At 65.0% G+C, this 5,606-nt stretch carries 7 protein-coding genes; 2 read left to right on the top strand and 5 right to left on the bottom strand.

Annotation, left to right across the window (positions count from 1 at the left end):
• Positions 1 to 68: 68 nt before the first annotated feature.
• Both VFH65_RS17935 and VFH65_RS17930 read right to left on the bottom strand, forming a co-directional pair.
• A complete protein-coding gene (locus VFH65_RS17935; protein WP_353323266.1) occupies positions 69 to 527 on the bottom strand; it encodes a hypothetical protein in 459 nt (152 codons plus the stop codon).
• 2 nt (positions 528 to 529) lie between these two features.
• Positions 530 to 1,687 (bottom strand): Rieske 2Fe-2S domain-containing protein, encoded by a 1,158-nt coding sequence (locus VFH65_RS17930; protein WP_353323265.1) that lies wholly within the window; start codon positions 1,685 to 1,687, stop codon positions 530 to 532.
• A gap of 99 nt (positions 1,688 to 1,786) precedes the next feature.
• On the opposite strand from VFH65_RS17930, the gene VFH65_RS17925 reads away from it, so the two are divergent.
• The gene (locus VFH65_RS17925) at positions 1,787 to 2,314 is read left to right on the top strand and encodes a gamma carbonic anhydrase family protein (protein WP_353323263.1); all 528 of its coding nucleotides are present in this window, start codon (positions 1,787 to 1,789) and stop codon (positions 2,312 to 2,314) included.
• 22 nt (positions 2,315 to 2,336) lie between these two features.
• The gene (locus tag VFH65_RS17920) at positions 2,337 to 3,323 is read left to right on the top strand and encodes an MOSC domain-containing protein (protein WP_353323262.1); all 987 of its coding nucleotides are present in this window, start codon (positions 2,337 to 2,339) and stop codon (positions 3,321 to 3,323) included.
• Here the strand turns inward: VFH65_RS17920 and VFH65_RS17915 are convergent.
• The 3 genes from VFH65_RS17915 to VFH65_RS17905 all read right to left on the bottom strand — a co-directional run.
• Entirely contained in the window at positions 3,292 to 3,588 is a 297-nt protein-coding gene (locus tag VFH65_RS17915; protein WP_353323261.1) for a hypothetical protein, read from the bottom strand. The genes VFH65_RS17920 and VFH65_RS17915 overlap by 32 nt on opposite strands.
• Positions 3,589 to 3,597: 9 nt before the next feature.
• On the bottom strand, positions 3,598 to 5,109 hold the full coding sequence (gene araA, locus VFH65_RS17910; RefSeq protein ID WP_353323260.1) for an L-arabinose isomerase: 1,512 nt from the start codon (positions 5,107 to 5,109) through the stop codon (positions 3,598 to 3,600).
• The coding region (locus VFH65_RS17905) for an L-ribulose-5-phosphate 4-epimerase (protein WP_353323258.1) at positions 5,106 to 5,606 on the bottom strand (501 nt) is incomplete at its 5' end. The genes araA and VFH65_RS17905, both read right to left, overlap by 4 nt.

Raw genomic sequence — 5,606 nt, 5'->3', positions numbered from 1 at the left:
GAGCAGACGCAGAATCGCACAAAAGTGCCGCGGGTAATGCGATTCTCCGTCTGCTCGCGCGGGGAAATCTAGCCGTCGCCGGGGGAGGGGGCGGAGGACGCTTCCTCCAAACAGCCTTCGGCGACAGCGTGTTTGATGCTGTCGGCCAACTTCGGACAAGACTTGGTGCGGGCGGGATCGCCGCCGGATGCCCGGATTTCGGCGAAGTAGGCGCAGCGCTGCGATGCCTCGGTGTTCCACTGCACCGCAGTGTGCCCCGGCCCGAGCTTCTTCACGTCGACCGCCACATGACAGAACCGGCAGTCGACCGAAACCAGGCCCGACGTCAGGTAGCGCTCGCGATCCCGCAAAGTGGCCTCGCGTATCGCCGCCGCACGGTCGGAATCGAAAGCCGGTGCCTTAGACCAAGATCCCTTGCTGTCGCCGTTGCTGGCGTGCTCGTGATCATCGTCGTCGTGCGCGCCGTAGAGCATCAGCATCGACCGGGCCAACCGGTCGACGTCTGGTGCTTCCTCGCGCGGACTCATAGTCAGACCTGGGTGGTCTGTCCTTCTGACTTCTCTTCGGCCTGGCGCTTGAGGTTCTCCTCCACCTCAATGTGCCACTTCTCGTTGGCGGCCGTGGTGTCGACCTCGATCTCGAAGCGGTCGGTCATATCCGGCGTGACGTCGGCGACATCCACATAGAACTGCTGATACCACCGGCGCATCTGATAAACCGCACCGTCCTCTTCGACCAGTAGCGGGTTGTCGATGCGGGTCTTGTGCTTCCAGATCTCGACATCCTGCATGAAGCCCTTGCTGACACCTTCGGTGAACACCCGCGCCAGCTTCTCGGTCGTCGCCTCGTCGAGGCCCTTGGGCTTCTCGACAATGACGCCCCACTGCAGCACGAACGAATCCTGCGTCACCGGGTAGTGGCAGTTGATCAGGATCGACTCTGCCTTGAAGCCGCCGTAGTTGTTGTGCAGCCAGTTGATCATGAACGACGGCCCGAAGTACGACGCCTCGGAATCCAGGTGCGCCTCACCGTAGGAGGTGCCCAGGTCGTTCACGTCCGGCCGGCCGACGTTGTGCAGGTACTGCGAGGCGATGTGACCTTCGAAGACGTTCTTGAAGTACGTCGGCAAACCGAAGTGGATGTAGAAGAAGTGCGCCATGTCGGTGACGTTGTCGATGATCTCGCGGCAGTTGGCGCCTTCGATCAGGATCGAGTTCCAGCGCCAGTCGGTCCACTCGTCGCTGAAGAACTCGGGGATCTCCGGAACACGGACCTCAGGTGGCGGCGGGTTGCCCTCGTGGTCGTGCCAGACGTAGAGCAGGCCGCTGCGCACGTCGGTGGTCCAGGATCGGGTGCGGGCCAACCGCGGGGTGCGCTTGGCGTAGGGCACCAGCTTGCACTTGCCGTCGCCGCCCCACCGCCAGTCGTGGAACGGGCAGGCCACCTCGTCGCCCTTGATTTCGCCCTGAGACAGGTCCCCGCCCATGTGGCGGCAGTATCCGTCGAGGATCTTGAGGTCACCGTTGGAGTCGGCGAACACCACCAGTTTGGTGCCGAAGGCCTCGACGCCGTGTGGCTTGCCGTCCAGGTAATCCTTCACCGGGCCCAGGCAGTGCCAGCCGCGCGCGTACCGGTCCGGCAGCGCGCCGGTGTCGATCTCGCGAATGGCTGCGGTTTCGGTAGTCACGGTGGGCCTCCCGTTTCGGTGTCTCTAACTAGAACACGTTACAGTTTTTGCCACCCCGCGCGCAATCTAAACCCGTTTTACCTGCGGTATATCTAGACGATGCCGTTGTACTCCTTCGAGGGACGATCACCGACGATCGATCCCAGCGCGTTTATCGCCCCCACCGCCACATTGGTCGGTGATGTGCATGTCGAGGCGGGTGCGTCGGTGTGGTTCAACGCGGTACTTCGCGCCGATTTCGCCCCCATCGTCGTCCGTGAGGGCGCCAACGTGCAGGACTGTTGCGTGCTGCACGCCCCTCCAGGCATTCCGGTCGACGTCGGACCTGGGGCCACCGTGGCGCACGGCTGCGTCGTGCACGGCGCACATATCGGCCCTCAAGCCGTCCTCGCCAACCACGCCACAGTGCTCGACGGCGCGGTCATCGGGGCGCGCAGCCTCGTCGCGGCGCATTCGCTGGTGGTCGGCGGCACGAAAATCCCCGACGAGGTGTTGGTGACAGGCGCGCCTGCGAAGGTCAAGGGCCCGATTGCGGGCACCGGGGCAGAGATGTGGGTCGACGGCAACCCCGGTGCCTACCAGGATCTGGCCCGCCGGTACGTGACCGGTTTGCAGTCGATTACCTAGCGGCGCGCCGTACGGTATCGGCATGACGATCGGCCATGTCGCTCAGCTATGGCGCTATCCGGTGAAGTCCCTTGGCGGTGAGCAGATCGAGCAGGCCCACATCGGCCCTCGCGGAGTCCTCGGCGATCGGCTGTGGGCCGTCCGCGATCTCGAACGCGGCGTCACCGTTTCAGCCCGCCAAATGCCGGTACTGCTGACCGCGACGGCTCGATACCCGCGGCCCGTGCCGCCGGATGCAGGACCCGGCAACGCGCCCGAGGTCGAGATCGCCTTCCCCGACGGCACCGTCCTGTCCAGCGGCGACGGCGGCGTGCACGCGAAGCTCTCCGAACTGGCGGGCCGCGATGTCAAGCTGACTCCGCTGCCGCCGGCTGAGGACATCAGCCTGCACCGGCTGAATAAAGAAGGACGCGCCGATGCGAGGTCGCCGGAATGGCTTCGCGCCGCCTTCGGTGTCGCCGAGGGCGAGAAATTGCCCGATCTCTCGATGGTGCGGGTCCAAGACATGGTCAACTTCACGCGCTACTCCACTCCGCCGGGCATGTTCGTCGATTTGGCACCTGTGCATGTGCTGACCCAAACGAGCCTGGCGACCATCGCCGCAGAGCTCGGAAGCGATGTGGACGTGCGCCGATTCCGGCCCAATCTGCTACTGGCGCTTGATAATCCAGACGACGGCCTGCCGGAGTCGCACTGGACCGGCGGGCGAGTCGTTGTCGGGAAAGCAGTTCTCGACGTGATGATGCCGACGGTTCGCTGCGTTGTCCCGAGCCGCGCGCAACCCGGAATCGAGGTCGACCGCCGCATCACCAAGGCGGTGGCTGTTCGAGCGCAGCGGTGCCTTGGCGTCTATTGCGGCGTCGATGCCGGCGGCACGGTCCGGGTGGGCGACGACGTTGCGGTCAGAACCGCCAACGTGGGCAAGACGGTGCTCATCGATACCGGTCGGCGCACGAAGCGACTCGCCCTCGGCCTGTTCACCGCGGCCGCGGACCGTTTTTCGCGCTGATCCTGTTCGGCAAGAGCATTCCCCCGGCACGAAGCAGCAGGGTGCGTTCGGCATCAAGGTATGCGTTCGGGTGACAGCGGCACACTAGTTCCATGCATCGTTCGTGCACCTTGTCAGGCTTCATCCCGAACTCGACAAGGCATTCGTCTTCTGGAGGTCCGCCGTAGCGGTTCCAGCTCAGTAGGAACGTCAGCAGGTCACGGTCGAACCGGTCCAGCCGTCGCCGCGGTGAACCCCCGGTGCTGTTCGGCTTGTCGTTGCTCACGGCGAGGCCTCACAGTCCCGCCGCGACATGGTGATACACGTCGTTCCACTTCAACTCGCGGACGAATCCGCGCATCGTGGTGTCGGCGTCGATCACCAGCAACTCGGTGTCGCTCATCGTGGCGAAATCCTCGATGGCGTCCACGCCCACTGCGGTCGTCAGCACGGTGTGGTGAGGTGCGCCCGCCAGCAGCCACGCCTCGGCGGATACCGACCAACTGGGCTGAGGCTCCCACACCGCGCAAGCAACAGGAAGGCGGGGAAGCGGTGCCGACGGATCCACCACGCGAACCTCGTTGGCCACCAGGCGAAAACGGGATCCCATGTCGCTGATACCGAGGATCACCGCATCGCCGGGGGCCGCGGTGAACCGCAGCCGGACGGGGTCCTCACGGCCGCCGATCGACAGCGGGTGCACCTCCAGCGAGGGCACGTCGGCCGCGATGGATGGGCACACTTCGAGCATGTGTGCCCCGAGGACGCGTTCGGCGCCAGGCGTCAGGTCGTAGGTGTAGTCCTCCATGAACGACGTACCGCCAGGCAGCCCGTCGGCCATCACCTTCACGGCACGCAGCATCACCGCGGTCTTCCAGTCCCCTTCGGCGCCGAACCCGTAGCCGTCGGCCATCAGTCGCTGCACGGCAAGGCCGGGCAACTGCCGCAACCCGCCGAGGTCCTCGAAGTTGGTGGTGAACGCGTGAAACCCGCCGTTTTCCAGGAACTTCCGCAGCCCCGCTTCGATCTGCGCGCCATGCCGAAGCGATGCGTGGCGGTCACCGCCTGGCCGAAGCTCGGGTGCCAACCGGTAGGACTGCTCGTACTCTCGGACCAGCTTGTCGATCTCGGCGTCCGACACCCGCTGCACGACCTCGGAGAGATCATTGACCGAATAGCCGTTCACCGAGACGCCGAAGTGCGCCTCGGCCTCGACCTTGTCGCCTTCGGTCACCGCGACGTTTCGCATGTTGTCGCCGAACCGGGCCAGCTTGAGCGAGGCCACCGCGGCGTTGGCCAGCGCGGCACGGGTCCACGCACCCACACGCGCGCGTGTGCGCTCGTGACTGACGTGTCCGGCGATGGTCTTGCGGGGGATTGACAGCCGAGACTGGATATATCCGAACTCACGGTCGCCGTGGGCGGCCTGGTTGAGGTTCATGAAATCCATATCGATGCTGTCCCAAGGCAATTCAACACCGAACTGGGTATGCAGATGAAGCAGTGGTTTCTGCAGGGCCCGCAAACCACGGATCCACATCTTGGCGGGCGAGAACGTGTGCATCCAGGCGATCACTCCGATGCACTGGTCACTGTCGTTGGCCTGGCGGATCACCGCGGCGATGTTGTCGGCGCTGATCACAGTCGGCACCCACCGGACCCGCACCGGCACTTCGGCGCAGCTGTCGAGGCGCTCGGCGATCTCACGAGACTGCTGAGCTACCTGGTCCAAAGTCTCTGGTCCGTACAGCGATTGGCTTCCGGTGAGGAACCATACCTCGCTGTCGATCATGCCCGAATCGATCATGATGGTGCGCCTTCCTGCGGTGTGGCCGACTGGCCGTAGACGTTCTGGTAGCGGTCGAACAGAGCGGTCACGTCGTCACCCTCGATGCGGTCGAGGGTGCCGAGTTGCCTGCCGATGTGCACGGTGCGCGCAACGTCTTCGACCATGACGGCGGCCTTGACCGCCGAACGGGCATCGGGGCCGACGGTGAACGGACCGTGGTTTCGCATGAGTACCGCCCGGGATCGACTGCCGCGCAACGCCTCGACGATGCCGCGTCCGATGGAGTCGTCGCCGATCAGGGCGAAGGGCCCAACCGGGATGTCGCCGCCGAACTCGTCGGCGATCATGGTCAGTACGCACGGGATGGGTTCGCCGCGGGCCGCCCATGCGGTGGCGTAGGTGGAGTGGGTGTGCACCACGCCGCCCACCTCCGGCATGTGCCGGTAGACATACGCGTGGGCGGCGGTGTCCGACGACGGCGCGAGTTGACCGTCGACCAGATTTCCGTATAGGTC

Source organism: Mycobacterium sp., assembly GCF_035697385.1.
Classification (GTDB): domain Bacteria; phylum Actinomycetota; class Actinomycetes; order Mycobacteriales; family Mycobacteriaceae; genus Mycobacterium.
Note: the sequence above shows the minus strand (reverse complement) of the source record. Positions and strands in the feature narration are given on the sequence as shown.